Source organism: Alteromonas sp. H02, from assembly GCF_059682525.1.
Window position 1 is genome coordinate 1,493,854 of the sequence record NZ_CM185021.1, and the last position, 25,233, is coordinate 1,519,086.

Annotated in this window: 16 protein-coding genes, 2 tRNA genes and 3 rRNA genes; 16 read left to right on the plus strand and 5 right to left on the minus strand. The window is 46.3% G+C overall.

Annotated features, from left to right (window positions below):
* Positions 1–13: 13 nt before the first annotated feature.
* Both prsT and xdp1 read right to left on the minus strand, forming a co-directional pair.
* Complete coding sequence (gene prsT, locus AC566Q_RS06810; RefSeq protein ID WP_499615146.1) at positions 14–2,803, minus strand: XrtA/PEP-CTERM system TPR-repeat protein PrsT; 2,790 nt, start codon at positions 2,801–2,803, stop codon at positions 14–16.
* An 89-nt stretch (positions 2,804–2,892) separates the two neighbouring features.
* Positions 2,893–3,828, minus strand: coding sequence for an exosortase-dependent surface protein XDP1 (gene xdp1 / locus AC566Q_RS06815; protein WP_499615152.1), 936 nt, complete (start codon positions 3,826–3,828; stop codon positions 2,893–2,895).
* Positions 3,829–4,196: 368 nt separating this feature from the next.
* Between xdp1 and pssA the strand changes: the two genes are divergently transcribed.
* From pssA to rrf, 6 genes are all read left to right on the plus strand, one after another.
* Positions 4,197–5,048, plus strand: coding sequence for a CDP-diacylglycerol--serine O-phosphatidyltransferase (gene pssA / locus AC566Q_RS06820; RefSeq protein WP_499615155.1), 852 nt, complete (start codon positions 4,197–4,199; stop codon positions 5,046–5,048).
* Between the two features lie 439 nt (positions 5,049–5,487).
* A 16S ribosomal RNA gene (locus tag AC566Q_RS06825) occupies positions 5,488–7,020 on the plus strand.
* Between the two features lie 94 nt (positions 7,021–7,114).
* A tRNA-Ala gene (locus tag AC566Q_RS06830) sits at positions 7,115–7,190 on the plus strand.
* An 89-nt stretch (positions 7,191–7,279) separates the two neighbouring features.
* A tRNA-Ile gene (locus tag AC566Q_RS06835) sits at positions 7,280–7,356 on the plus strand.
* A gap of 425 nt (positions 7,357–7,781) precedes the next feature.
* A 23S ribosomal RNA gene (locus AC566Q_RS06840) occupies positions 7,782–10,741 on the plus strand.
* 219 nt (positions 10,742–10,960) lie between these two features.
* Positions 10,961–11,076 (plus strand): 5S ribosomal RNA (gene rrf, locus AC566Q_RS06845).
* The 16S, 23S and 5S rRNA genes sit together here with 2 tRNA genes alongside, the layout of an rRNA operon.
* A gap of 314 nt (positions 11,077–11,390) precedes the next feature.
* Here the strand turns inward: rrf and AC566Q_RS06850 are convergent.
* Positions 11,391–12,420 (minus strand): IS630 family transposase gene (locus AC566Q_RS06850; protein ID WP_499615159.1). Its coding sequence is split into 2 segments (ribosomal slippage): positions 11,391–11,967 and positions 11,966–12,420, totalling 1,032 coding nucleotides; the frame shifts between segments, so codons are not numbered across the junction.
* A 734-nt stretch (positions 12,421–13,154) separates the two neighbouring features.
* Between AC566Q_RS06850 and AC566Q_RS06855 the strand changes: the two genes are divergently transcribed.
* The 9 genes from AC566Q_RS06855 (at position 13,155) to AC566Q_RS06895 (ending at position 21,657) form a co-directional block, all read left to right on the plus strand.
* Positions 13,155–14,696, plus strand: coding sequence for a methyl-accepting chemotaxis protein (locus AC566Q_RS06855; protein WP_499615163.1), 1,542 nt, complete (start codon positions 13,155–13,157; stop codon positions 14,694–14,696).
* Between the two features lie 136 nt (positions 14,697–14,832).
* Positions 14,833–15,270, plus strand: coding sequence for an HvfA family oxazolone/thioamide-modified RiPP metallophore (locus tag AC566Q_RS06860; protein ID WP_499615167.1), 438 nt, complete (start codon positions 14,833–14,835; stop codon positions 15,268–15,270).
* A 23-nt stretch (positions 15,271–15,293) separates the two neighbouring features.
* Complete coding sequence (locus AC566Q_RS06865) at positions 15,294–16,133, plus strand: HvfB family MNIO-type RiPP peptide maturase (protein ID WP_499615171.1); 840 nt, start codon at positions 15,294–15,296, stop codon at positions 16,131–16,133.
* Positions 16,133–16,882, plus strand: a complete 750-nt coding sequence (locus tag AC566Q_RS06870; protein ID WP_499615175.1) for an HvfC family RiPP maturation protein — start codon at positions 16,133–16,135, stop codon at positions 16,880–16,882. The genes AC566Q_RS06865 and AC566Q_RS06870 overlap by 1 nt, the downstream gene beginning before the upstream one ends.
* A 112-nt stretch (positions 16,883–16,994) precedes the next feature.
* On the plus strand, positions 16,995–17,120 hold the full coding sequence (locus AC566Q_RS06875; protein WP_276309509.1) for a hypothetical protein: 126 nt from the start codon (positions 16,995–16,997) through the stop codon (positions 17,118–17,120).
* A 34-nt stretch (positions 17,121–17,154) separates the two neighbouring features.
* Entirely contained in the window at positions 17,155–17,691 is a 537-nt protein-coding gene (apt, locus tag AC566Q_RS06880; protein WP_105933610.1) for an adenine phosphoribosyltransferase, read from the plus strand.
* A gap of 12 nt (positions 17,692–17,703) precedes the next feature.
* The gene (dnaX, locus tag AC566Q_RS06885) at positions 17,704–20,100 is read left to right on the plus strand and encodes a DNA polymerase III subunit gamma/tau (protein WP_499615178.1); all 2,397 of its coding nucleotides are present in this window, start codon (positions 17,704–17,706) and stop codon (positions 20,098–20,100) included.
* A gap of 48 nt (positions 20,101–20,148) precedes the next feature.
* Positions 20,149–20,475 (plus strand): YbaB/EbfC family nucleoid-associated protein, encoded by a 327-nt coding sequence (locus AC566Q_RS06890; RefSeq protein ID WP_499615181.1) that lies wholly within the window; start codon positions 20,149–20,151, stop codon positions 20,473–20,475.
* An 810-nt stretch (positions 20,476–21,285) separates the two neighbouring features.
* Positions 21,286–21,657, plus strand: coding sequence for a hypothetical protein (locus AC566Q_RS06895; RefSeq protein WP_499615184.1), 372 nt, complete (start codon positions 21,286–21,288; stop codon positions 21,655–21,657).
* Here the strand turns inward: AC566Q_RS06895 and AC566Q_RS06900 are convergent.
* The gene (locus tag AC566Q_RS06900) at positions 21,643–22,599 is read right to left on the minus strand and encodes an IS1595-like element ISAma5 family transposase (RefSeq protein WP_499608922.1); all 957 of its coding nucleotides are present in this window, start codon (positions 22,597–22,599) and stop codon (positions 21,643–21,645) included. The two genes, AC566Q_RS06895 and AC566Q_RS06900, sit on opposite strands and share 15 nt — an antisense overlap.
* Positions 22,600–22,969: 370 nt before the next feature.
* Here AC566Q_RS06900 and AC566Q_RS06905 point away from each other — a divergent pair, with 370 nt between their 5' ends.
* Positions 22,970–23,263, plus strand: coding sequence for a hypothetical protein (locus tag AC566Q_RS06905; RefSeq protein WP_499615186.1), 294 nt, complete (start codon positions 22,970–22,972; stop codon positions 23,261–23,263).
* Positions 23,264–23,652: 389 nt separating this feature from the next.
* Here the strand turns inward: AC566Q_RS06905 and tnpC are convergent, their stop codons facing one another.
* Positions 23,653–25,221 carry an IS66 family transposase gene (gene tnpC, locus AC566Q_RS06910; RefSeq protein WP_499617393.1) on the minus strand — a complete coding sequence of 523 codons (1,569 nt, stop codon included), beginning with the start codon at positions 25,219–25,221 and terminating at the stop codon, positions 23,653–23,655.
* Positions 25,222–25,233: the final 12 nt, after the last annotated feature.

A 25,233-nucleotide genomic window follows, 5' to 3' on the forward strand; every position in this document is an offset into this window, starting at 1 on the left:
TAAGACAGCGCGTTTACTGAATACTGTCCAGTAATGCTTGGGCCTTGTTGCGATTGTAGAAAGGGCGTTGTACAGAAACGGCTTTTTGTAACTCTTCAATAGCTTCTTTGTTACGATTTAGTTTTACCAGAGCGAAACCGATATGGTAGCGAATTTCAGGATTGTTCGAGTCTCTTGCGAAAGCTTTCCGTAAATGTCCCAAGCCATCTTCTAATTGTCCTTTTTGAACCAGAACCCAACCGAGAGTATCCAGTATTTCAGGGTGAGTACTATTTAGTTCAAAGGCTTGCGTGATGTACTTGTGTGCAACCTCAATATCTTCATCCAAAGCCATAATCGCCAGGGTATTGAGAACCATTGGTTTGTTAATACTTTCTTCTTGTTTCAACAGCGATTCATATAATGCCTTAGCCCGGTCAAAATCATGCTGTATATAATAAAACTGCGCGAGAATGTTTTTAGCAAGAATATTTTTTGGGTAATTATTTACTATTGTTTCGGCCTGGGTAACAAACACTTCTTTGTCGCCACCACGGATCGCAAATTCGTAAAGCATGACTAATGCCTGATGAAAATAAGGATCTAAGTTAAGTGCTTTTATCAGATCATTGGTGGCTTGAAGGCGATTATCGCTGGCATTGGAATGTAACGCTTGAGTCAGCCAATAGTTAGGATTGTTCTCGTTCTCCGCCAGTACGCTACTCAAAAGGCTTTTCGCCGTAGCAAGCTCACCTGTTTCAATTAGTAATCGTGCTTTAACAAGCTTCAATCGGGTATTTTGTGGCGCAAGGGCTAACGCCGTCTCGAGAGATTTAATCGCTGCAGGGAAATCACCAATGGCCTGTTGCAGTTCGCTTTGTCTTGCCAAATATGCAACCGAGTTTTTGGTAAAATGTTCTGCCACGGATAACGTCTTTTGAGCTTCCAGTGTATTGTTTTTTTGAATAAAGAGTGCGGCTTTAAACAACAAATATTCCGGGTTATCGAAATCGTTTACCAGTAATCTGTCAATATGATAAATCGCTTGGTCGTAGTCTTTAATAGCCTGATAGAGCTTAGCCAGCTCAAAGCGTGCATAGGTAAAGTCATTGTTAAGCACCAGGATATCGCTATACAGCGATAATGCTTCTTCAACCTGATTTTCTTCAACCAGGTTATGTGCTTTTAGCAGTAACGATTGAGGGTGTTTCGGCGAAACCGCTAACAATTCATCCACAATAAGGTTTGACTGAGTATAGTCGCCTAAGCGGCTGAGTATGGCTGCTTTGTTAAATTTAGCTGCAAACAGGTTTGGTTTCTTCTCAAGAGTTGTGTCGAGGATTGACAAGGCTTCATCATAGCGTTTTAAGCGAATTAAAATACCCGCCTTTAAATTTAAAAAGTCTGCATCATTTGGGGACATTTTAATAATTGCATTGGCGGCTTTGAGTGCGTCAGTTTCGTATCCCGCCTGAAGTTTCATCATACTATAAGTAAAAAGAAAGGTGATGTTGTCCTGATTTTTATCGTAGTTTCGATCAAGAATACCTAGCGCTTCATCTGTTTTTCCACGATAAGCCATAAGGCGAATTCGGAATAAACTTACTCTTGGATCTTCGGGATAGTGCTCTGATAACGCATCGCTTAATTTCTGTGCTTTAAACGCACGATTCTGTTTTAAATACAAGTCACCGAGTAATAAGGCAGAATCGACATTTTCCAACAGCTTGTCTTCGTGTTTTTCCAATAAGGTCAGAGCGGGGCGGTTTTGCTGGGTCATTAAATAGGTTTTGGCTAGCAATACGATGGCCTGGGTGTCATTAGGATTTTGTTGCAGATATTGCGTGAAATCTCTGGTTGCCTGCTCTGTATTGCCATGGAAGAAGGCGGTTAATCCGCTGATATAATAAAGGACAGGCTGATCGGCGATGAGTTCAGGAGACAAGCTATTCATTATTTCATTGAGTCTTTCCAGACGATCATTATTAACCAGCTTTTCCTGATCTTTACTTTCCAGCCAACTACTTAATAATATGGCCAGTGGATCGTTGGGGGTTTTCTCAACAATTTCATCTACAAATGCCTGCGCACTTTCAAAGTCATTACTCTCCAGGTAAATATCCGCCATCTTGCGCAATGTAAGCGGATCTTCGGGAGCTAGTTGTAAAGCGGTTTGAAGATTATCTATAGCTTCGTTGTATCTACCTTGCGCGCGGGCTAATTCCCCTTTTAAACGCCAGGTAACGGCATTCTTGTTATCTAAGCTACTTGCTAGCTCCAGATATTCCTTAGCTGTAGCGTATTGCTCCTCAAGTATGGTAACAGAAGCCAGGCCATTGTAGGCTGGCACGTACTTATTATCGAGCCTGAGGCTTTGGTTGTAGGCATCAATAGCGCAGCCTGTTTGCTTTAAGCGGATACAGGCGGTTGCACGAATTTGTAACCACTTAATTTTTTCACCAGCAGTCAACTTATCTATATTGCTGAAATCGAGAATTCTTTGATATTTATTTTGAAAAAGCAGGGCGTTACCCAATGCTTCAGCAACCAGATTAATATCTGCACCTTGATCAAGTGCTTCATAAAATTCCGCTTCAGCAGCCTGCAGATAACCATTTACCAGCATCAATTCACCCATCAGTATTTTGGCGGCCAAATTGTCAGGGTCCTGTTGAAGACTATTTTTTAAATGGATAAAAGCTTCGTCGAAACGCGCCTGAGAATAGGCGGTGAGTGCTTTTTCGTAGTCGTCTTCAGAACTTGCATAAGTAAAGGCAGTGCCCAACAAGCTCAGTGAGATCAGTAGTGCTGAAGTCAATCGCATAGTAATTGTATTTATATTCAATTGGATATTTTTTGATTGTGTACAAAAAAGGTGGCAAATGCCACCCTTCTACAAGAACGATTTTGAAATTATTTAGCTTGCTTTCTACGCCATGCTGCAAAACCACCAGCAAGAAGAAGTAAGGCAAAAGAACTAGGCGCATTTACCGGGTCTGGCGAGTCATTCGGATCAGCTTCGATTTTGTTAAAACCAATCGATGACAATTTAAAGCCATCATTGTTCTTGCTGAATCCATCAACAAAACCAAAAGCGGTGTTATATGCACCAACTAACCAATATTTCGACGTTTCAGTAAAGGTAAAATCGGAGTAATAGGTACCGTTATCAGAGCCAATCTGGAAGCTGTTTTTTAAAGAGCTACCAACTGTCGCGGCAATATCGCCCCAGGTGGCGCTACCGCTGGTTAACTGGCTAAGGCCTGTGTCTGACAATCCGGCAACAGTTACCTGGTTTTTACTAGCGTAGCCATCGACATAACTGAATGTAGCCCCTGCCAGAGAGACTTCTTCTGAGAATGATAACAACACCATGTCATAATCTGTGCCGCCATATTCGTTGGAATAGTTATCGATAGTATGGCTTTCACCGGCGTCGCCACTATACATACCATAACCAATCTGAGACCCTGACCACCAAGGACCGGCAAAATTTGCTGACTGGACGGTATCGTCTTCTTCGCTATTCAAACCAGAACCATCAACATCCTTCCAAGACCCACCGTAACACGAGCTTCGATATTGGTAACCATCACAATACGATTGCGATCCAGTATAATTACCTACATCTGACCAAGCCGACACATTAACGGTAATGCCGTTCAGGTTAATTCCTGTACTGTAATCGTGACCGAGATCGTCATACATATTATAGATTTTAGCATTGCCCCAGGAATCACATCCTGTGGTCATGTTACAGCTGTTGTTACCTGTCGCCGATACTAAACCCGACGCTAATAAACCAACTGTGCTTAAAACAAGAGCTGTCTTACTACAGTTAAACCGCATACTTCACTTCCTCATTAACTACACATTCTTGCGAACTGTGCTAAAGCAAAAATTGAACCTACTTTAAATAAACATTAAAAAACAATGGTTTAATTCATTCTTTGTCAAGGTGATTTACGTTGTATGTAAAATATTTTGACATGATGTGAGGGCGAGAAAGTGCTTCAACATGGCAAATTCAAACTCTCTTATTCATCTAGTCTACAAAACTAAACTGATCATTTATGTATATGATCCTATAAGTAGTTATTTGTCGTAAGTTACGTTTACTTAAAGAAGAAACATAAATAGTTTGAAACTTAAAAACAGTAAGCATGTCAGTTTAGATTATGAAATAATGTCCGCGGTTTGTAGCTATAGAGAAAATCATGTCAGAAAGTAAACATAAAGGTATCTATTTGTTGCCGAATCTTCTAACCACTGCCGGTTTGTTCTCAGGCTTCTTTGCTGTGGTGTCTTCTATGAACGGGCGCTTTGAGGCTGCTGCGGTGGCAGTATTCGTGGCCATGATATTTGACGGTCTGGATGGAAGGGTTGCTCGCATCACTAATACACAGAGTGATTTTGGCGCGGAATATGATTCGATGGCCGATATGGTGTCATTTGGCATGGCACCTGCGCTGGTGGCTTACAACTGGGGTCTGAGCGATCTCGGCAAACTGGGTTGGTTTGCTGCTTTTATATATGTAGCAGGTGCTGCTTTAAGGCTTGCTCGCTTTAATACTCAGGTTGGCATTGCCGACAAGCGATTCTTTCAGGGTTTGGCCAGTCCGGCTGCAGCAGCTGTTGTGTGCGGATTTGTGTGGTTAGGCGTGGAGTACGATATTAACGGCGATGATATCGGACTCATTGTGGCGTTGGTTACCGGCTTGGCTGGCTTGTTAATGGTCAGTAACTTCAAATATAACAGCTTTAAAGAAGTAAACTGGAACGGTAAAGTACCGTTTGTTGCGCTACTGGTAATTTTGCTTATCTTTATTATTGTTGCCACCGAGCCTGCATTAGTCTTATTTATAGTATTTGCTTTGTACGCATTGGCGGGTCCCATCAATACATTCAGAACGGTTGATAAGGTAACCCTAAGTGATGTGGTTGGCGATCAGGTAGAAGACGCAGATTTTGTTTCTAAGGTGAGTGCAGAAGAAACAGAAGAAGCGTCAGCTAAAGATCAGAGCACAGACGATATAAAGGAACCAAAAGACGAAAAAACGTCGAATTAGTACAGATAATATACGGATTGATTAAAGCGCGACCAAATTGTCGCGTTTTTTAATTTTATTGCGAAATAAAGGTTGACGTTAAAAACCATATGCGTAGAATGCGCGGCTCTTCAACGGGGAACGTCCAAACAGGCAAACCCGGCATAGCGCGAAAGCCTTATGTGAAGCGGTATACAGCGACAATGCTTAGAAAATAAATTTTCAAAAAAAGTGTTGACGCAGAAAACCAAAAGCGTATCATACGCATCCCGCTTCGGCAGGTTCTGAAAGAACGCTGAAGCAAGCAAGGGAAAGTTTTTAATACTGAGTGTGACGAAAGTCCTCCTTGCGCAGAAAGAAAAATCCTTTCTGCACTTAGTTCTTTAACAATTTATAACAAGACAATCTGTGTGGGCACTCATTAAGAGTGTCAACAACGACAATTCAAAATTTCGATATTTAATTGAAGAGTTTGATCATGGCTCAGATTGAACGCTGGCGGCAGGCCTAACACATGCAAGTCGAACGGTAACAGGATTAGCTTGCTAATCGCTGACGAGTGGCGGACGGGTGAGTAATGCTTGGGAACTTGCCTTCAGGAGGGGGATAACAGTTGGAAACGACTGCTAATACCGCATAACGTCTACGGACCAAAGCGGGCTTCGGCTCGCACCTGAAGAGAGGCCCAAGTGAGATTAGCTAGTTGGTAAGGTAAAGGCTTACCAAGGCGACGATCTCTAGCTGTTCTGAGAGGAAGATCAGCCACACTGGGACTGAGACACGGCCCAGACTCCTACGGGAGGCAGCAGTGGGGAATATTGCACAATGGGGGAAACCCTGATGCAGCCATGCCGCGTGTGTGAAGAAGGCCTTCGGGTTGTAAAGCACTTTCAGTTGTGAGGAAAGGTTGGTAGTTAATACCTGCCAGCTGTGACGTTAACAATAGAAGAAGCACCGGCTAACTCCGTGCCAGCAGCCGCGGTAATACGGAGGGTGCGAGCGTTAATCGGAATTACTGGGCGTAAAGCGCACGCAGGCGGTTTGTTAAGCTAGATGTGAAAGCCCCGGGCTCAACCTGGGATGGTCATTTAGAACTGGCAGACTAGAGTCTTGGAGAGGGGAGTGGAATTCCAGGTGTAGCGGTGAAATGCGTAGATATCTGGAGGAACATCAGTGGCGAAGGCGGCTCCCTGGCCAAAGACTGACGCTCATGTGCGAAAGTGTGGGTAGCGAACAGGATTAGATACCCTGGTAGTCCACACCGTAAACGCTGTCTACTAGCTGTGTGTGAATTTAATTCGTGCGTAGCGAAGCTAACGCGCTAAGTAGACCGCCTGGGGAGTACGGCCGCAAGGTTAAAACTCAAATGAATTGACGGGGGCCCGCACAAGCGGTGGAGCATGTGGTTTAATTCGATGCAACGCGAAGAACCTTACCTACACTTGACATGCAGAGAACTTTCCAGAGATGGATTGGTGCCTTCGGGAACTCTGACACAGGTGCTGCATGGCTGTCGTCAGCTCGTGTCGTGAGATGTTGGGTTAAGTCCCGCAACGAGCGCAACCCTTGTCCTTAGTTGCCAGCATTTAGTTGGGCACTCTAAGGAGACTGCCGGTGACAAACCGGAGGAAGGTGGGGACGACGTCAAGTCATCATGGCCCTTACGTGTAGGGCTACACACGTGCTACAATGGCAAGTACAGAGGGAAGCGAGACAGTGATGTGGAGCGGACCCCTTAAAGCTTGTCGTAGTCCGGATTGGAGTCTGCAACTCGACTCCATGAAGTCGGAATCGCTAGTAATCGCAGGTCAGCATACTGCGGTGAATACGTTCCCGGGCCTTGTACACACCGCCCGTCACACCATGGGAGTGGGATGCAAAAGAAGTAGTTAGTCTAACCTTCGGGAGGACGATTACCACTTTGTGTTTCATGACTGGGGTGAAGTCGTAACAAGGTAACCCTAGGGGAACCTGGGGTTGGATCACCTCCTTACGTAAAGTCGTTGGACGACTTGATGCAGTGCCTACACAGATTGTTTTGTTATGAAATGAAGAACGACCAAGATTTACTCGTAAGGGAAATCACTGGGGCTATAGCTCAGCTGGGAGAGCGCCTGATTTGCATTCAGGAGGTCAGCAGTTCGATCCTGCTTAGCTCCACCACTCTTTAGGCTTTTAGTTTACTGGTTGCAGCCCTGTTAAGGCTGAGGACGGTGAGGTCGGCAACTGCCGATAATAAAAGTTTATAGTACAGGCTTGTAGCTCAGCTGGTTAGAGCGCACCCCTGATAAGGGTGAGGTCGGCAGTTCAAGTCTGCCCAAGCCTACCAATACTTTGCGGTGAATGGTCAAAACTGGATATAAATCCTAATGAATAACCACTTTTAGAGTGACTATTGATTAGGGTTTTTTACTCTAAAGTGTTCTTTAACAATTTGGAAAGCTGATATTAGTAATCAATCAAAATTGAGTAACTGAGAATATCGAAAGATGTTCTTTCAAAAGCTACTCTACTTGACATACGGCGCTGTGAAAACAGCAAAGTAAATGATTAGACAGTCATGCATGCAACAGTGCTTTAATGCACACCTGACTCCGGATAAAAAGGCGGAGGTTAAGCGCAACGTTATCCATCCTTTTAGGATGTCGCATCCTTTGGATAGTGTTGTACGGTGGTTCACCTTATTCCTTACTCATGTGAATAAGCAGTGGCTACGACGAACAGGGTAACCTGGGAAGCTATTTAGGGTTGTATGGTTAAGTGACTAAGCGTATACGGTGGATGCCTTGGCAAATAGAGGCGATGAAGGACGTGTAAGTCTGCGAAAAGCTGTGGTGAGCTGACAAAACGCATTTGAGCCACAGATGTCCGAATGGGGAAACCCACACATTTATGTGTATCTGCACCTGAATTCATAGGGTGTAGAGGCGAACGAGGGGAACTGAAACATCTAAGTACCCTTAGGAAAAGAAATCAACCGAGATTCCCTGAGTAGCGGCGAGCGAAAGGGGAGCAGCCGATAAGCAAAGTAGTAGTGGAACCTTCTGGAAAGTTGGGCGAAACAGGGTGATAGCCCCGTACATGAAGCTGCTTTGTTTGCATATTAAGTAGGTCGGGACACGTGTTATCTTGACTGAAGATGGGGGGACCATCCTCCAAGGCTAAATACTCCTATTTGACCGATAGTGAACCAGTACCGTGAGGGAAAGGCGAAAAGAACCCCTGTGAGGGGAGTGAAATAGAACCTGAAACCGTATACGTACAAGCAGTGGGAGCCTTTAGGGGTGACTGCGTACCTTTTGTATAATGGGTCAGCGACTTATATTTAGTAGCAAGGTTAACCATGTAGGGGAGCCGTAGCGAAAGCGAGTGTTAACTGCGCGTCTAGTTGCTAGGTATAGACCCGAAACCCGGTGATCTAGCCATGGGCAGGTTGAAGGTTGAGTAACATCAACTGGAGGACCGAACCCACTAACGTTGAAAAGTTAGGGGATGACTTGTGGCTGGGGGTGAAAGGCCAATCAAACCGGGAGATAGCTGGTTCTCCCCGAAATCTATTTAGGTAGAGCCTCGGACGAATTCCTTTGGGGGTAGAGCACTGTTAAGGCTAGGGGGTCATCCCGACTTACCAACCCTTTGCAAACTCCGAATACCAAAGAGAACTATCCGGGAGACACACGGCGGGTGCTAACGTCCGTCGTGAAGAGGGAAACAACCCAGACCGCCAGCTAAGGTCCCAAAATATTGCTAAGTGGGAAACGATGTGGGAAGGCCCAGACAGCTAGGAGGTTGGCTTAGAAGCAGCCACCCTTTAAAGAAAGCGTAATAGCTCACTAGTCGAGTCGGCCTGCGCGGAAGATGTAACGGGGCTAAGCAATATACCGAAGCTGCGGCAGAGGACATCACTTAACACTACTTCGATGTAAGCTAACAGCAACGTCGCGAAGCGACCTGCTGTTAAAGCGTTTCATCACAGTGGAGTGGGGTTAAGGATGTCCTCTGGGTAGGGGAGCGTTCTGTAAGCCGCTGAAGGTGAACTGTGAAGTTTGCTGGAGGTATCAGAAGTGCGAATGCTGACATGAGTAACGATAATGCGGGTGAAAAACCCGCACGCCGGAAGACCAAGGTTTCCTGTCCCATGCTAATCAGGGCAGGGTAAGTCGGCCCCTAAGGCGAGGCAGAAATGCGTAGTCGATGGGAAACGGGTTAATATTCCCGTACTTATATAATCAGTGATGGAGGGACGGAGAAGGCTAAACAAGCTTGGCGTTGGTTGTCCAAGTGAAAGTGAGTAGGCTGAGAACTTAGGTAAATCCGGGTTCTTAAGGCTGAGACACGAGACGAGCCACCAAGGTGGTGAAGTTGTTGATGCCCTGCTTCCAGGAAAAGCTTCTAAACTTATGATTATGTGAACCGTACCCCAAACCGACACAGGTGGTCAGGTAGAGAATACTAAGGCGCTTGAGAGAACTCGGGTGAAGGAACTCGGCAAAATTGTACCGTAACTTCGGGAGAAGGTACGCCCCTGATTGTGATAGGACTTGCTCCTTAAGCAGTCGGGGGTCGCAGTGACCAGGTGGCTGGGACTGTTTATTAAAAACACAGCACTCTGCAAACTCGAAAGAGGACGTATAGGGTGTGACACCTGCCCGGTGCCGGAAGGTTAATTGATGGGGTTAGCGTAAGCGAAGCTCTTGATCGAAGCCCCGGTAAACGGCGGCCGTAACTATAACGGTCCTAAGGTAGCGAAATTCCTTGTCGGGTAAGTTCCGACCTGCACGAATGGTGTAACCATGGCCACGCTGTCTCCACCCGAGACTCAGTGAAATTGAAATCGCAGTGAAGATGCTGTGTACCCGCACCTAGACGGAAAGACCCCGTGAACCTTTACTACAGCTTGGCACTGAACATTGAACCTACTTGTGTAGGATAGGTGGGAGGCTTCGAAGCAGAGACGCTAGTTTCTGTGGAGCCGTCCTTGAAATACCACCCTGGTATGTTTGATGTTCTAACGTAGGTCCCTTATCGGGATTGCGGACAGTGTCTGGTGGGTAGTTTGACTGGGGCGGTCTCCTCCCAAATAGTAACGGAGGAGCACGAAGGTTAGCTAATCACGGTCGGACATCGTGAGGTTAGTGCAATGGCATAAGCTAGCTTAACTGCGAGACAGACACGTCGAGCAGGTACGAAAGTAGGTCATAGTGATCCGGTGGTTCTGTATGGAAGGGCCATCGCTCAACGGATAAAAGGTACTCCGGGGATAACAGGCTGATACCGCCCAAGAGTTCATATCGACGGCGGTGTTTGGCACCTCGATGTCGGCTCATCACATCCTGGGGCTGAAGTCGGTCCCAAGGGTATGGCTGTTCGCCATTTAAAGTGGTACGCGAGCTGGGTTTAGAACGTCGTGAGACAGTTCGGTCCCTATCTGGTGTGGGCGTTGGATGATTGAGGGGAGCTGCTCCTAGTACGAGAGGACCGGAGTGGACGAACCGCTGGTGTTCGGGTTGTTTTGCCAAAGGCATTGCCCGGTAGCCAAGTTCGGAATCGATAACCGCTGAAAGCATCTAAGCGGGAAGCGAGCCCCAAGATGAGTCATCCCTGAACTTAAGTTCTGGAAGGGTTGTTGTAGACTACGACGTTGATAGGCAGGGTGTGGAAGCGTTGCAAGGCGTTAAGCTAACCTGTACTAATTGCCCGAGAGGCTTAACCATACAACGCCTAAATGGCTTTACATTTAGAAGTTGATGGAATGGCTGACTAATTAAGTCAGAGAGAGTAGTAGTTACTCGATAGATTGAATACATATCAGTATTTCCAGAATTGTTAAAACAATTAAAAGTTTAAATAAGGCTGATGAACAGGCACCTGAGATTACTGTTTGTCCTCCTTGCGCAAAAGTCGAGAAAAGCACTCGATTTTGCACGACTTTGCCTGGCGGCAATAGCGACGTGGTCCCACCTGAATCCATTCCGAACTCAGAAGTGAAACACGTTAGCGTCGATGGTAGTGTGGGGTCTCCCCATGTGAGAGTAGAACACCGCCAGGCTCCTAATTGAAACGAAAAAGGTCGAGCATGAAGGTCGGCCTTTTTTCGTTTAAGTAAAACTGAAAGTTCTACTTCGCGGTCGTCCGTTCCCGAAGGGGGCCCCCAGTCTTCGCCAGAGGCGAAGCCGCTCCGAACGGAGCAAGCAAAAGGGTTTGCTTGCTTGAAACCGTTCTCCGCCCCCATGTAAGAGTAGAACACCGCCCGCGCCGGCTACGGGGCTCCCATTCTAAGAAAAAAGGCTATCCATTTGGGTAGCCTTTTTTTGTATGCGGCGTTCAGTGAAACATCATCATTGCTAATACCAATTGCATTAATTAATTGACTAAATTTGTCCACTCTCTCCAACAGAGACTTTTGACTCGCTCAACATCCGCAATGAATGTATTCCAGGCACGAGAGACCTGTTCTACTATTTCTTCGTAACCTCGAAATACCCGGTTTGATAAGCAACGCTGCCGTAGCCATTGCCATACCTGTTCCATCGGGTTCAGCTCCGGAGAATAGGCTGGGAGTTTTACGAGACTGACGTTGGTAAATGGGCTGGCCGTGTCGAATGTATGCCAGCCAGCGCCATCCATCACAACAACGGCATGACGCCCAGGCTCTGTCGCTTCGCTGATCAATTTCAGATGCTGCTTCATCACCTCTTTATTGACAAGAGGGCTGATAAGCGCCTGGGTATTGCCATTGCTCGGACACACCGCACCAAAGATATAGCCATAATCGAATTGCTGTTGCTTTACCACTCTTGGTCTGCTGCCCTTCGCAGCCCATATTCTGGACGTCTGATTTTGCTGACCGAATCGTGCTTCGTCTTGGAACCAGACGTCAACGCGATCCAGAGGGAGATGACCTGGAGTGTGAAGGATCGTTTCCAACTGGAAGTTTTTTAAAAGTATCTTGGGTTTGCTGTGATTGTTTAGGGTGTTTAGAGCGGCTGGTTATCCAACTGAAACCGAGCGTATCCATGATGCGGTATACGTTTCGCAACTGATAGTCGATTTGGAAGGTGTCGCTAATGTATTGTCGTACATCCTGTGCAATCAAACGACCTCCCTCCTTTTTAACCGCGTTTTCTTCAATAAAATGTGCGACCTGTTCTCGCTGAGAGACGGAGAGCTGGCAGGGTCTACCCGGACTAGGTTTGGAGTGCAGGCCTTCAAGTCCGTGAGCCAGATAGTTGGATACCCATGTATTAACACTGCCTCTGGCAACCCCAAGGTAAGCGGCTATCTGAGTACGTGTTTCTCCTTTCTTGAAATGATACAAAGCTAAATAGCGGGTCCGTAATTGGCCGTTGGATGTCTGCTTTGCTAATTGTTTAAAGTCGTCGGCGGTATGCATATGAAAATCACTCGAATATGAATACTGCCATTAGATCAAACTTTTAAGGCAATTGGTATAACAACATTATCTGGATAGCCCTTTTGCTTAGAAAGGCACTGACGTGCCACGCCTATGAAGACCCAACCATCGAGAGTCATATCCATAGACGCTCTTCGAACAGTGTCCTTTAGTGATACTTCCCTGTAGGGGGCATCCAGCTCGGCATCCATGCCTCGCGTTCATCACTTGTCGAATGCCACCGGCATTCGTCATACTTCTACGAAGCACCGTTCTTCACCCCCATGTGAGAGCTTTATTAATTAAATATAAAAAGAACCGTCATCCCGGTTTCGCTCAGCGAAGACCGGGACCCCCATCGTACAACCGTAGAGTTCAAAAGAGCTCTTTACACAGAGCAAATAAAAAAAAGAACCGTCATCCCGGTTTCGCTCGGCGAAGACCGGGACCCCCATCGTCCAACCGTAGAGTTCAAAAGAGCTCTTTACACAGAGCAAATAAAATAAAGACCTGTCATCCCGGTTTCGCTCAGCAAAGAGCGCGCCCCCACTTACAATCGCAGAACTCCTACTAGCACCATATATGCACCAAGCTCAGTATCAAAACTTCTGTAATTTCTTATACATTACGACTGTTTACTTCATACTTTTGTCTATAATTGACAGTAACTTTCAAAAACATAAGCTATAGTTGTTACAGGGTTGTTATAACAATATATTAAGAAGTTAATCGCTGTGAAAATTACAATTAGTCAGTTGGTTATAATCTGTATCGTTAGTGTAGGGCTCGGCCTTTATCAGTTTTCTTTAGGCGCGGTGGCGTTTTTAGTTGGCTTATTGTCATGTGGCTTTACCTATTTCGCTTCGAGCCAGGCTAAAGAGGATGTCACTGATGCTCCGTCAGTGACCAATGAATTTTCTCAAAAAGGTGAGATGATAAGTCAGTCTGCGAGTCGAATTGCTATCGGCGGCGCCAGTGTTTCGCACTTCTTAGATAAGTTAACCTCAATGTTCAATCAGCAGGTAGACAGTATTAAGGAGATTGCTCAACGTATAGAAAATATCGAGTCCGGAAACCAGCAGCTAGTAGAACACGCTGTGATGGCGGAAGATAAGATACAAACATCCGACGAAATGACCCAGCGTAGTCGCCAGTTACTTAATAATCTTCTCGATCAACAGGCCACGCTAATTAGTCAGATTAATGATTCAAAGGCCATGTTACAGACGCTACGCAGTAGTGCAGAATCCATCGGAAGTATTACCACTACCATCAATCAGCTTGCCGACCAAACCAATATGCTAGCGCTTAATGCCGCCATCGAAGCTGCGCGTGCCGGAGAACAGGGCCGGGGCTTTGCGGTAGTGGCCGACGAAGTACGTGACTTAGCCAAGAAAACCACTGACGCGACGCAGGGAATTGATGAAGTGCTCAGTGAAATCAATCAGTGTAGCCAGAATTCTGTAATGGCCATTGAAAAGGTAGCTAACGCCGGTTATGAAATGAGCCAGATGATCACTGAGTCATCTGATTTAATTAAAGCCGCCAGCGAAGCCTCAAGCGCTGCGGCTAACTCTATGACTGTAATGAAAGATACCGTGGATGAACATGGTGAGGCGAATCGTGGTATCAGTGCCAATGCAATGCAGTTACATGAAAATACCCGTCACCTGGAAGCTGAGCTAGGGGAAGTGTCAGAGAAGGTACTGGCATTAAGTCACCAGACCGAGGATATTTTCCGTCAATTGCAGGTATTTGATTTACACAACCGTAATGCCAAAGTGCAGCGCATTGCCCAGGAAACCGCGCAGCTGATAGGCAAGATGTTTGAACAGGCGATCGAGCAGGGGCGACTGTCACAGCAAGCGCTGTTCGACTTTAACTATCAACCGGTGCCCAATACTAATCCGCAGAAGTTCACTACCGGTTTCGACAAATTCACCGATGCAGAGCTTCCTGTGTTGCAAGAGCCAATTCTGGAGCAAAACGACTTTATTATTTACGCCGGCGCGGTGGATGTAAATGGCTATTTCCCCACGCACAATAAAAAGTTCAGTCATAAAATGACCGGTAATTATGAAACAGACCTTGCTAAGAGTCGAACCAAACGTATTTTTAATGATTACACCGGCTCTCGCTGTGGCAGCAATACCGAGAGTTTCCTGTTACAAACTTATAAACGGGATACCGGCGAGGTTATGCATGATCTGTCAGCCCCTATTTTTGTTAATAATCGTCACTGGGGGGGATTCAGGATTGGTTATAAAGCAGACTGATAAGTATATTGTGCGAGTAACAAAGACCACTTACGATGTATAAGTGGTTTTTTTTTAGATAAACGAAATAAAATATTATAGCCTCCGGTCTATAGTGAAAGAGATAACAATTATTCGACCCGATAGGAACAAGACAATGAAACAAGTAAACAAAAACGGTATTGCAAGCGCACTGGGTGCAGTAGTTTTAACCTCCATGTCGTCTATGGCGATGGCCGATACGGTTAATCCGTTTGGTGCTCAACAGTTAGAGTCTGGCTACATGCAGTTTGCGCCGGAAGGTAAGTGTGGCGAAGGTAAATGCGGCGAAAGCAAGAAAGCCAGCAAAGAAGGTAAGTGTGGCGAGGGCAAGTGCGGCGAGAGCATGAAAGCCCACAAAGAAGGTAAGTGTGGTGAAGGTAAATGTGGTGCCGAGAAGAAAGCCATGAAAGAAGGTAAGTGTGGTGAAGGCAAATGCGGTGCCGAGAAGAAAGCCATGAAAGAAGGTAAGTGTGGTGAAGGCAAATGCGGTGGCGACAAAAAAGCCAAGAAAGAAGGTAAATGTGGTGAAGGCAAGTGCGGTGGTGCAGCTTAAGCCAGTCGTCACAGGAGTAGTTCATGGCTGTTAAGTTACAGGGGGCTGGTCTGGGCCTACGCAGGGAAATGTTGGATGATGTGCTGCCTGTTCTTCCCGGAGATGTTGATTTCTGGGAAGTATCACCTGAAAACTGGATCCCGCTGGGGGGCAAATATCGCGAAGATTTTAATCGTTGTGTAAAGCAGGCCGTGTTCACTACCCATGGATTATCCTTGTCTATTGGTGGTCCTGATCCATTGGATCACCGATTTTTGCATGAGCTTAAGCACTTTCTCGATCGCTATAACATCGAATTGTACAGTGAGCATTTAAGTTATTGTTCAGCCGATGGGCACTTGTACGATCTGATGCCGATTCCGTTTACTGAAGAGGCGGTAAGCTATATTGCCCAGCGAGTGAAAGTGGTCCAGGACATTCTTGAGCGCCCTCTGGTGCTGGAAAACGTGTCTTATTATATTGCGCCTAACCAGCAACTCACAGAACTCGAGTTTATTAATACAGTGTTGTCTGAAGCGAACTGTAAAATGTTGCTCGACGTCAATAACGTGTATGTAAATTCGATTAATCACCGGTACGATCCCTACGCGTTTATTGATGGCCTGCCGTCGGAACGCATAGTTTATGGGCATATTGCCGGCCATTATGAAGAAGCCGAAGATCTCCGGGTCGATACTCACGGCAGCGATGTCATTGAACCGGTCTGGGATTTACTGGCTCATAGTTACCGAAAGCACCATGTGTTTCCTACTTTATTGGAACGTGACTTTAACATCCCGGCATTAGAAGTACTGCTTGATGAGGTACAACGCATCAAACAAATCCAACAAGCGGTTAGCGCTGAGCAGCAGGGCGTAGCCTGATGACATTACAGGTGCAGTTACAATCATTTGCGAATAGCATTCGGGCGCCACAACACTCAACAGACGAGTCGGCAGATACGCAACGCAGAATGGATATTTATCGCTCGTTGTTTTTTAACAATGTATCGGGATTTATCCAAAACGGCTTTCCGGTGTTACACAACCTGTATACTGAAGATCAGTGGCAGGCGCTGATACGACGCTTTTTCATTGAGCACCAGTGTTCGTCTCCCTACTTTATTCATATTAGTAAAGAGTTTGTCGAATACCTCAGTAATGAATATCAGCCGGTTAAAAATGATCCGCCCTTTATGGCGGAGCTCGCGCATTATGAATGGCTTGAGCTGGCGTTGTCAGTCAGGGAAGCTGAGCAACCTGTTAATTATTGGCGGCAGGATGGCATACCTTCACGGCTCACCGCCTCGCCATTAACTGAGCTGGCTGCCTATCACTACCCGGTGCATCAGATTAGCCCCGACTTCAGGCCCGAATCTGGCGATTCGATGCATTACTATCTGCTCTATCGTGACGAGCAACATCAGGTGCAGTTTCAGCATATAACGGCACTGTCTGCGCTGGCATTACAATTACTCAGCAGTGAGATTCATAGTTTTGACTCGTTGGTGGCAGCCATTCACCAGCAAGCTCCGCAGTTTTCCGTTGAGACACTACATCAGGGGCTGACACCGCTCCTGACTCAGTGGTTATCCTGCGGTGCCGTAATACCCGCTGAATCAAACGGTATATAGATAAAATGAATGACCGGTTTTTCATCGGGCGTCATATTTGCACTGTCAATTCAGACCGCTTTCGATTACCATTTACCCCCCTTTTTTAGCTTAATTAAATTTGAGAATTTTCATGGCTGGTAACGAAGATTTTAAAGAAGTGTTTAACTGGTGGTATTTTCTGGCAATTGTGGTTGCGTTAGTCGCGTTTCCATTGCTTCCTACGCTAGCAGGTATCTTTACATACCTGATCAAATAAATTCATGCTAAAAAAATAATTATAAAGGACAGGCATGAGTGCAGATTATATAAAATCAGTTGTAAAAACAGTGCCGGACTATCCAAAGCCCGGCATTGAATTCCGTGATGTGACCAGCGTATTAGAAGATTACGAGGCGTTTAGCCAGTGTATCTCTATGCTGCTCGACAAATACCGACCTTATGGATTTAATAAAGTGGCAGGCACTGAAGCCCGCGGCTTTTTATTTGGCGCTCCTTTGGCGCTTGAGCTGGGAGTCGGTTTTATCCCGGTACGCAAACCTAACAAACTGCCCCGTGACGTACTCAGCGAAAGCTACGAGCTCGAATACGGCAAAGACACCCTGGAAATTCACCGGGATGCCATTAACCCCGGCGATAAGGTGCTTTTGATCGACGATCTGTTAGCCACCGGCGGTACTATTTCTGCTACGGCTAAGCTTATTCGTAACCTCGGTGGTGTGGTAGAGCACGCTGGTTTCGTTATCGGCTTGCCGGCACTACACGGCTACGAGAAGCTTGAAGCGCTGGGGCTGGAACCTTATTGTATTTGTGAATTTGATGGCGATTAAGGACAACTAACGGTGGCATATCAGGTACTGGCAAGAAAATGGCGGCCGGGCAGATTTGCTGAACTGGTTGGCCAGGAGCACGTTGTTGCGGCGATCACCAATGCGTTGGATAACGATCGCTTGCATCATGCTTACCTGTTTACAGGAACGCGTGGGGTAGGTAAAACCACTATTGCGCGTATTTTCTCGAAAAGCCTTAACTGTGAACAGGGTCAAAGTGCTAACCCTTGCGGACAGTGCAGTACCTGTGTCGAAATAGAGCAGGGCAATTATGTTGATTTGCTTGAAATCGATGCTGCTTCTCGCACCAAGGTCGAAGATACCCGCGAGCTGCTGGACAACGTCCAGTATAAGCCAACCCGCGGGCGCTATAAGGTTTACCTGATAGACGAAGTGCATATGCTGTCCAAGCACAGCTTTAATGCCTTGCTGAAAACTTTGGAAGAGCCACCGCCTCACGTTAAATTTTTGCTGGCCACCACGGATCCGCAAAAATTACCCATTACGATTTTGTCCCGTTGCTTGCAGTTTAATCTCAAGGCCTTGTCACGGGATCAGATTGGTCAGCAACTGCAGCATATATTGCAGCAAGAACAGATTGCCTTTGAAGAGTCTGCGCTGGGACTATTGGCTAAAGCCGCTCAGGGCAGTATGCGTGACGCCCTGAGTCTGACCGACCAGGCGATAGCGCAGGGCAATAATCAGGTCTCCGGCAGCATCGTCACTGATATGCTCGGCCTGATGGATCGCCAGCAATTGCTGAAAATCCTGTTTGCGATTGGTAAAAAAGATGCCGCTGAAGTACTTCATCAGGCTGCAGAAATTGACGTACTCGCCCCTGATTACAGTATTGTGTTGGCAGAACTGGCGAGCCTGCTGCATCAGATAGCACTTACCCAGTGGGTACCAGAAGCGTGTAAGCTGGAAACCAACACCGCCAAAGCGATTTATCAACTGGCCCGGCATTTTGCTCCGGAGCAAGTTCAGTTGCTGTATCAGATTGCTTTGCAGGGCCGTAAAGATTTACCCTTTGCCAACGATGCGCGCAGTGCGTTTGAAATGACGTTACTGCGCATGATGACCTTTGCCCCGGTAGAACCGGTTGGCGAGCGGGAAACCGTTATTCAGCAAGCGCCGGCACGAACGGTACCCGATGCAGGTAATCAGGCAGCCACTGTGCCCTCAGCGCAAGCAGAACAACACTCTGACACAGTAGCTGAGACGGCAGAACAAAACGCTGAACCGGGCGCTCAGGCCGAAGCATCCGATGAATCACAACAGCTTGCCTCTGAGGCAGAGCAGTTGATGGATGAAGCTGCAGATTTTCGTCAGCAAAGTGACGCTTTAACGCAGCCGTCATCACAACCACCGCATTATGATGAGCCGCCGCAGGATTACGACGCGTATCAGCAGTACGATAATAATCCACCGGATGAGCACTTGCCGCCGCCAGCAGACTACCCGCATGCTTATGCAGAACCTCAGCCTGAAGCGGCCGATCGGGACGAACAGGCTCCGGTGGCGAATACCGCTGCCATGTTGGCGTTGCGTCAACGACTCAAACAGCAGGCAGCGGAGGACAAAGCTGACGCAGCAAAAAAGCCAGCAACGACGACTAGCAGGGAGTTTAAGCCCTCGCTGGCAGCTAAGTTCGCACCGAGCGATGAATCACAAGCTCAGAATGAGGCAACTGAAACGGTTCAGCCAACACCTGATAATGCCAATGTAACGCCTCGGGATGAGCCTTACCGCCATCAGGAAGAAGAGGCAGACTCGCCGCCGCCCTGGGTGTTGGAAAACAGTCAGGGCATGGCTGATGAGCCAGGCCAAAATGCCGAGCCGGTAAATGAAGCTCCGGTAAGCAATCCCAACGCTGATGCCGGGCTTGAGCAAACCGATAGCGATTACAACCCGTCGCAACCTGCAGCAGAAGTGCCCGCCACCTTCGTTCCTAATCAGGCTGCCGACGTATCATTCGATACGTACAGTAATTTACCTGCTTATCTTGAAAACGGCGATAAGCTGCTCGCTGCCAGTCAAATCGATAAGTGGAGCGCGCTTATTGAGGCCATGCCTATTGCGGGACTACTCAAGCAGGTTGCTTTGCACTCATTGTTTGAGCGCAACGAAAATAAAGTATTGCTCAGGCTCGACCCGGCGCAGGAGCACCTGGTTAACGAAACTACCGCTTCACAGTTGTCGACTGCCATGTCAGAAGTGCTACAATCGGCGGTAACTGTGCAGTTAGAGTTTGCAGAGGTCACCGATACACCTTTTCAGATTCAACAGCAAATTAATACAATGCGACAACGTCATGCTCGACAAGTTATTCAGTCTGATGATGTTATCCGCTCTGTGGTGGGGGCGTTCAATGCTGAGGTACTGGAAGACAGTATTCAGCCTCGCTGAGTAGCGATGTCGCAACTTATCAATTTTTTCTATTAGAGAGATACTATTATGTTCAAAGGCGGAATGGGCAACATCATGAAGCAGGCGCAGCAAATGCAGGAGCGCATGCAGAAAACCCAGGAAGAACTGGCCAATCTTGAAGTGGTGGGTGAATCAGGTGCGGGCATGGTAAAAGTCACCATGACCTGTAACCACAACGTACGCCGTGTAGAGATTGATGAGTCGTTAATGGAAGACGATAAAGACATGGTGGAAGATCTGGTTGCTGCGGCATTTAACGATGCCGCGCGCCGCGTTGCCGAAACGTCAAAAGAGAAAATGTCTGACGTCACCGGTGGCATGCCACTGCCTCCAGGCTTCAAAATGCCGTTTTAGGCTAAATCCCTTGTATTTACTGGCCTCTGGCTTTTTAAAAAGTTAGGGGGACAAATAGGGGACAAAGAAATATCTTCAAAGCTCGGCATCTGTCCGAGCTTTTTTATAGGTAACTGCCGACCTTACCTTCCTCAATATAGATAAAAAGCGCTACTACAGTCTCCGAAAGCGATGTATCTTAATCCTAACTTTATGGGAGATCCTGATGAAATTGGCTGGGATAAATTTAGCTTGGCAGGGAGAGCATATATATCGTAGGTCTCTACTCGAAAAATGCTAAAAGCACCGTATATGGAGATAAAGAGCTAGGTTACACCTTCGTCCCCCAGGGGAACCTCTTTTAAACTTGCTCTACTGTCTTTCGCCCCTCAATATTACAAAGCTGATTCTATATTTTCTTAAGTTTCAATGTTTAGAGTAATAAAATTGAATTGCTTTGTACGTAAAGCAGTTTCTAGCTTCCAGATAATTCGATAGGCTGCAATGAGCGTGAAGCAGTCCCTAGCTCTCAGGTAATATGATGGGCTGCTGTGAGCATGAGGCATTTGATATAACCATGCATCTCATCGACTGGGTCATCAGAACTAAATTTTGCTTGAGCAGGGCTAGAGAATAGAAAAATAATTATTAAAATAAGTGCGCTGAACTTGTGAAACATCTGACTTGAATTCCTTTTCTAATTATTTGTTCAAAAAAGATAATATTGGAACTTTGGGTTAAGAAGTGTTTTTTATTCAATGTCATGGTTTATTGCACCAACAACATTCCTTTATAGTCAAAGTATGGCCACAACATGGAGTAATTAAGCGAATGAGTTATTTTGTACGTTCTTTTTTTGTCTTCGTTTTTCTTGTCTCTACGACCAACGTGTTTTTCTCGTCTCCCGCTTACGGTGAAAGAGATATTGATTACATTAAAAAATACGACGAAATTAAAAACATTGAACTTTACCTAGTAGGCCCGACAAGTAACAACCTTACTGAATATATAGAATTTGCCAAAATCGCGATATCTAAGCCTTTCAAATTCAGTGACCGAAGCATTTCGCCAGCTTATTACGGATTGAGAGGATTGAAGGAGTACGCTCCTAAAGACCTTGAGTTAGCTGCTTATGAAGAGCGTTACTATTCACGTTTAGAAATGCTAAGACAAGAAATGTTAAAAAGGCTATGTTCGGATTAACTGTTGTTGAATCGAAAAGAGCCTGTTTTCGTTAAGGTTTTCTGGATTATCCATAAACCTGAACCAACCCAGGTAGTGTTCCAAGTATTTTGTGGCTACTCCGTGAAACCGTTTTATCCACGCTTTCAGACGGCTGTGATAGGCGTTAACATTCTGAATATGAAAGACTTTATCTATCACCTTAACACCTCCCGCCACGTCTAAGCGCTTGTGTATTAAATCATTTTTCTCAGAAAGAGCTATGTAGGGCTTATATCCATCACTACATAACACACTGTCTTTCTCTAATTTTCCTGCTAGCTCCTGATGCAGAGTTGCCGATGTAACACTTGGCACAACGGCCTCATACGTATTCTTGGCTCTGTCTCTGACCGTTAAAACGGGCACCCAGTCATCTTTTGAACGCCCTCGTTTTTTCGCTTTCATCCCTCTTTTGCGGGGCTGACGAGTCATCCGTTTTGAGCCTTTCTCTGAGTAGGGAAAAAGTGTTTCGTCAGCCTCGATAATACCTTCTAGTTTGCTCGCCTTCAGTGCTGATGGTAGCGCTAGGAATCGATGCCGCCACCTGAACGATGTTTCAAGGTGGAGACCACATTCTTCGGCACATTTACGCAATGGCTTACTGTCCAGCATACAGCGAATATATTCTAACCAAAGCTCTTTGTACCTCAGTCGAGCTAGCGGTGTCGCCGTTGTCGCTACAAAGGTTTTGCCGCAGTTCTTGCAGCGATAACGCTGCATCTTGTTTACCTTGCCGTGCCGATTGATCAGTGAGCTATGGCAGTGCGGACATTCAGGGTTTTCAACCATCCGCTCCTCAAGCTCTGTTATCAACTGTGAGACGCTATCAGTGCCTTTCAGCAGCTTCTCAACATAACGGGTTTGACTATCTGTTAAGTGTTCTAACTCGGCTATAAGCTTTGTAAATTGTGCTGGGATCATGATCAACCCTCAATAACTGTATCCATATACAGTATAGCAACAATTTAGCAGAACATAGCCGTTAAAAAAGTCTGAGCGTAAGGATGAAGAAGGGGTAAGTGCAACATATAATCTCTATCTCATTCATTCTTTATTCAGTCTTAAAGATTCCGAATACTATAATTTAGAGAAAGCTTTTGAGTATCTGGAGACCTCTTGTACTTATAGCTACATACTGGCCTGTAAAGTAGCTGGTGATAAGTATTTATACGGTCACGAGCCTGTTGAACATGATTTTAAAAAAGCACGAGGGTATTACTGGAAAGGCTTAGCTGCTGAACAACACTTTTTAGCGTGGGAACAAGAATACTTAACTAAATTTGAAAGCGATTTGCAGGATATTCGTGAAAATCTGGCACTCATATCGCTTGCAATAGACAATAATATTGAATCTTTGGTTCGAGCTATTGGTTTTGTCGCTAGACATCACGATGAACGCTTTAACAATAACGCTGATTTAATCAGGGTGTTATCAAAACGTCTTGCGATTGCTGAAGATGGCAATAAGACTGAAGACCTTTACAGGTTAACTAAGGACATCAGGAGTGGAAACTACAGCGGTATTCAATTAAAAGAAAGGGTTATTAGAACTTTACTCAATCAGGCATTGGACTCAGATTACTAAAATATTCCGCTAACAAGAGACTGTAAGATATTCTGTGTAAGTGGCTGTTTATCATAGTGATACGCGGTCACTGTACATAATCATAAACTAACTCATAGCCGCTTTACAAAGTGAGTCAAGCCAAGCTATCAGAGGAACGATGGTATGCATGGCAAATGATACCTGGTTATTTCGGCGAAAGGTCAACGAAAGCCTTCAAAAACTAAAAAATGATAGCAAGCTATTGGCACAGAATGTTACGTAAACGGCTGCTACCCTTAATAAATAGCTTGCTAGCGTATGTAAAAAACTACAAATTGGTTTAGTTGAAGTGGTTAGAGAATAACGTCCATAAAAAAGCACTCGTAATAGAGTGCTTTTTCGTGGTAAGCGATCAATATAGACCCGGATCACCCCATTTTATCTAAATCGCTCGTCAATTTTTTGTCCGCGAATTTCTCTTTCCAGACTCTTGGCGTCAGGTCGAGTACATCTTTGGCCGGGTGCAGTGCTACACGCTGCAATACATCCACCAGATAATGGTAGGGATTGACGCCTTGCAGGCGGCAGGTCACCATCAGGCTTTGTAATATGCCCAGTTGTTCAGCTCCGAGTTCAGACCAACAGAACAAATAGTTTTTTCTGCCCATGGGAATAACCCGCAGTGCCCGTTCGAGATGATTGGTGTCCATGGGTAACGCGGGGTTACTCAGGAACACCTTGAGTTGGCTTTCTCGCTCATGCGCATAGTGAAGCGCCTTGGCGAAGGGGGATTTGGGTAGTAAATCAGTGCGCTGTCGTTGTTGGTAGACCCACCGGAAGAAGTCAGTCACGAGTGGTTCGCTGTGTTGTTGCCGGTAAGAATGGATATCGGCCAGGTCTGATTGTTTATCCCGGATGTGTTTTTCATGCCGGTAGAGCGCAGCGATAATATCCAGTGCCTGCTGTGCGGCTTGCGGCTCACTGTCGAGGGCTTTTTCAAAGCCTCTGCGCATGTGTACCCAGCAGGCAGCGTGCACAATCTGTTGTTCTTGTTGGTTTATCTGCTCAACAGTTTTGGTATAAGCAGCATAGCCGTCGGTCAGCAAGGTACCGGTAAAGTCCTGTAACTGTGCTTTGGCATGCAACATGCCTCGGCTGTGACTCCAGGTAAAGGCCACTTCATCACTGTCACCGTACATCGGCCAAAAGTAAGTTTGTTTCATGTGTCCGGGTTTTCGACCCGCGCCTTTGGTGCGCCCGGCTTTAATGGGCACTTCATCCATGGCCAGTATGTTACTTTGCAGGATGTGTTGCCACTGGGCTTTGGCGATGGGCCGAAGCAGCTCAATGCCTTGTTGTATCCAGTTGATTAAGGTAGCCCGGCTAAGGGTGATACCGCTATCGAGCATCCGTTGATGTTGGCGGTGAAGCGGTAAGTGATATACCGCTTTATCCACCATCAGCCCGGCGAGTAATGAAACATCGCAGTAACAGCCTTCCAGTACATTGGTTGGCGCTGGGGTATCCTTAAGGGTTTGCGTGGTTTTATGACGCACGACCTGACGACGATACACCAGTACCACATAACTGCCGGGCTGTTGTGCTAAGCGACGGGTTTCTTTGATATCAACAACTTCATACTGGTCGGCCTCCGCCCCCTGTAATTCTGGCGCAGGCAGGTCAATCACCTGTTGCGGCACCGTCTCATCAAAACGCAGGCCTTCATCATTCACATCCGAGTCGCGGCGTTGCTTTTGTGAGGAACGGGTATGGGCCTTCACCGGTTTGGTGTCTGCCGGTAAGGCGTGTGTCTCACCCTCATCAAACAAACTGCTCTGCGCCGGATTATCCACTAACACCTTTTCAGACTTACGCCCGAACAACTGGCGTTTAAGCCAGTCAAGTTGATGCTTGAGTTGCGCAATCTCCTCAGCTTGATGAGCAAAGGCAGCCTCAATTTCAGACGGTGAAAGGTGACTAATAGAATGTGTTTTCATGGCGTAAATTAT

Excerpts from the sequence above, each read along its gene's own strand:
- AC566Q_RS06870 (WP_499615175.1), top strand. The coding sequence starts at position 16,133 with ATGACATTACAGGTGCAGTTACAATCATTTGCGAATAGCATTCGGGCG.
- AC566Q_RS06860 (WP_499615167.1), top strand. The coding sequence starts at position 14,833 with ATGAAACAAGTAAACAAAAACGGTATTGCAAGCGCACTGGGTGCAGTA.
- apt (WP_105933610.1), top strand. The coding sequence starts at position 17,155 with ATGAGTGCAGATTATATAAAATCAGTTGTAAAAACAGTGCCGGACTAT.
- xdp1 (WP_499615152.1), bottom strand. The coding sequence starts at position 3,828 with ATGCGGTTTAACTGTAGTAAGACAGCTCTTGTTTTAAGCACAGTTGGT.
- AC566Q_RS06900 (WP_499608922.1), bottom strand. The coding sequence starts at position 22,599 with ATGATCCCAGCACAATTTACAAAGCTTATAGCCGAGTTAGAACACTTA.
- AC566Q_RS06875 (WP_276309509.1), top strand. The coding sequence starts at position 16,995 with ATGGCTGGTAACGAAGATTTTAAAGAAGTGTTTAACTGGTGGTATTTT.
- prsT (WP_499615146.1), bottom strand. The coding sequence starts at position 2,803 with ATGCGATTGACTTCAGCACTACTGATCTCACTGAGCTTGTTGGGCACT.
- pssA (WP_499615155.1), top strand. The coding sequence starts at position 4,197 with ATGTCAGAAAGTAAACATAAAGGTATCTATTTGTTGCCGAATCTTCTA.
- tnpC (WP_499617393.1), bottom strand. The coding sequence starts at position 25,221 with ATGAAAACACATTCTATTAGTCACCTTTCACCGTCTGAAATTGAGGCT.
- AC566Q_RS06895 (WP_499615184.1), top strand. The coding sequence starts at position 21,286 with ATGAGTTATTTTGTACGTTCTTTTTTTGTCTTCGTTTTTCTTGTCTCT.
- AC566Q_RS06890 (WP_499615181.1), top strand. The coding sequence starts at position 20,149 with ATGTTCAAAGGCGGAATGGGCAACATCATGAAGCAGGCGCAGCAAATG.
- AC566Q_RS06865 (WP_499615171.1), top strand. The coding sequence starts at position 15,294 with ATGGCTGTTAAGTTACAGGGGGCTGGTCTGGGCCTACGCAGGGAAATG.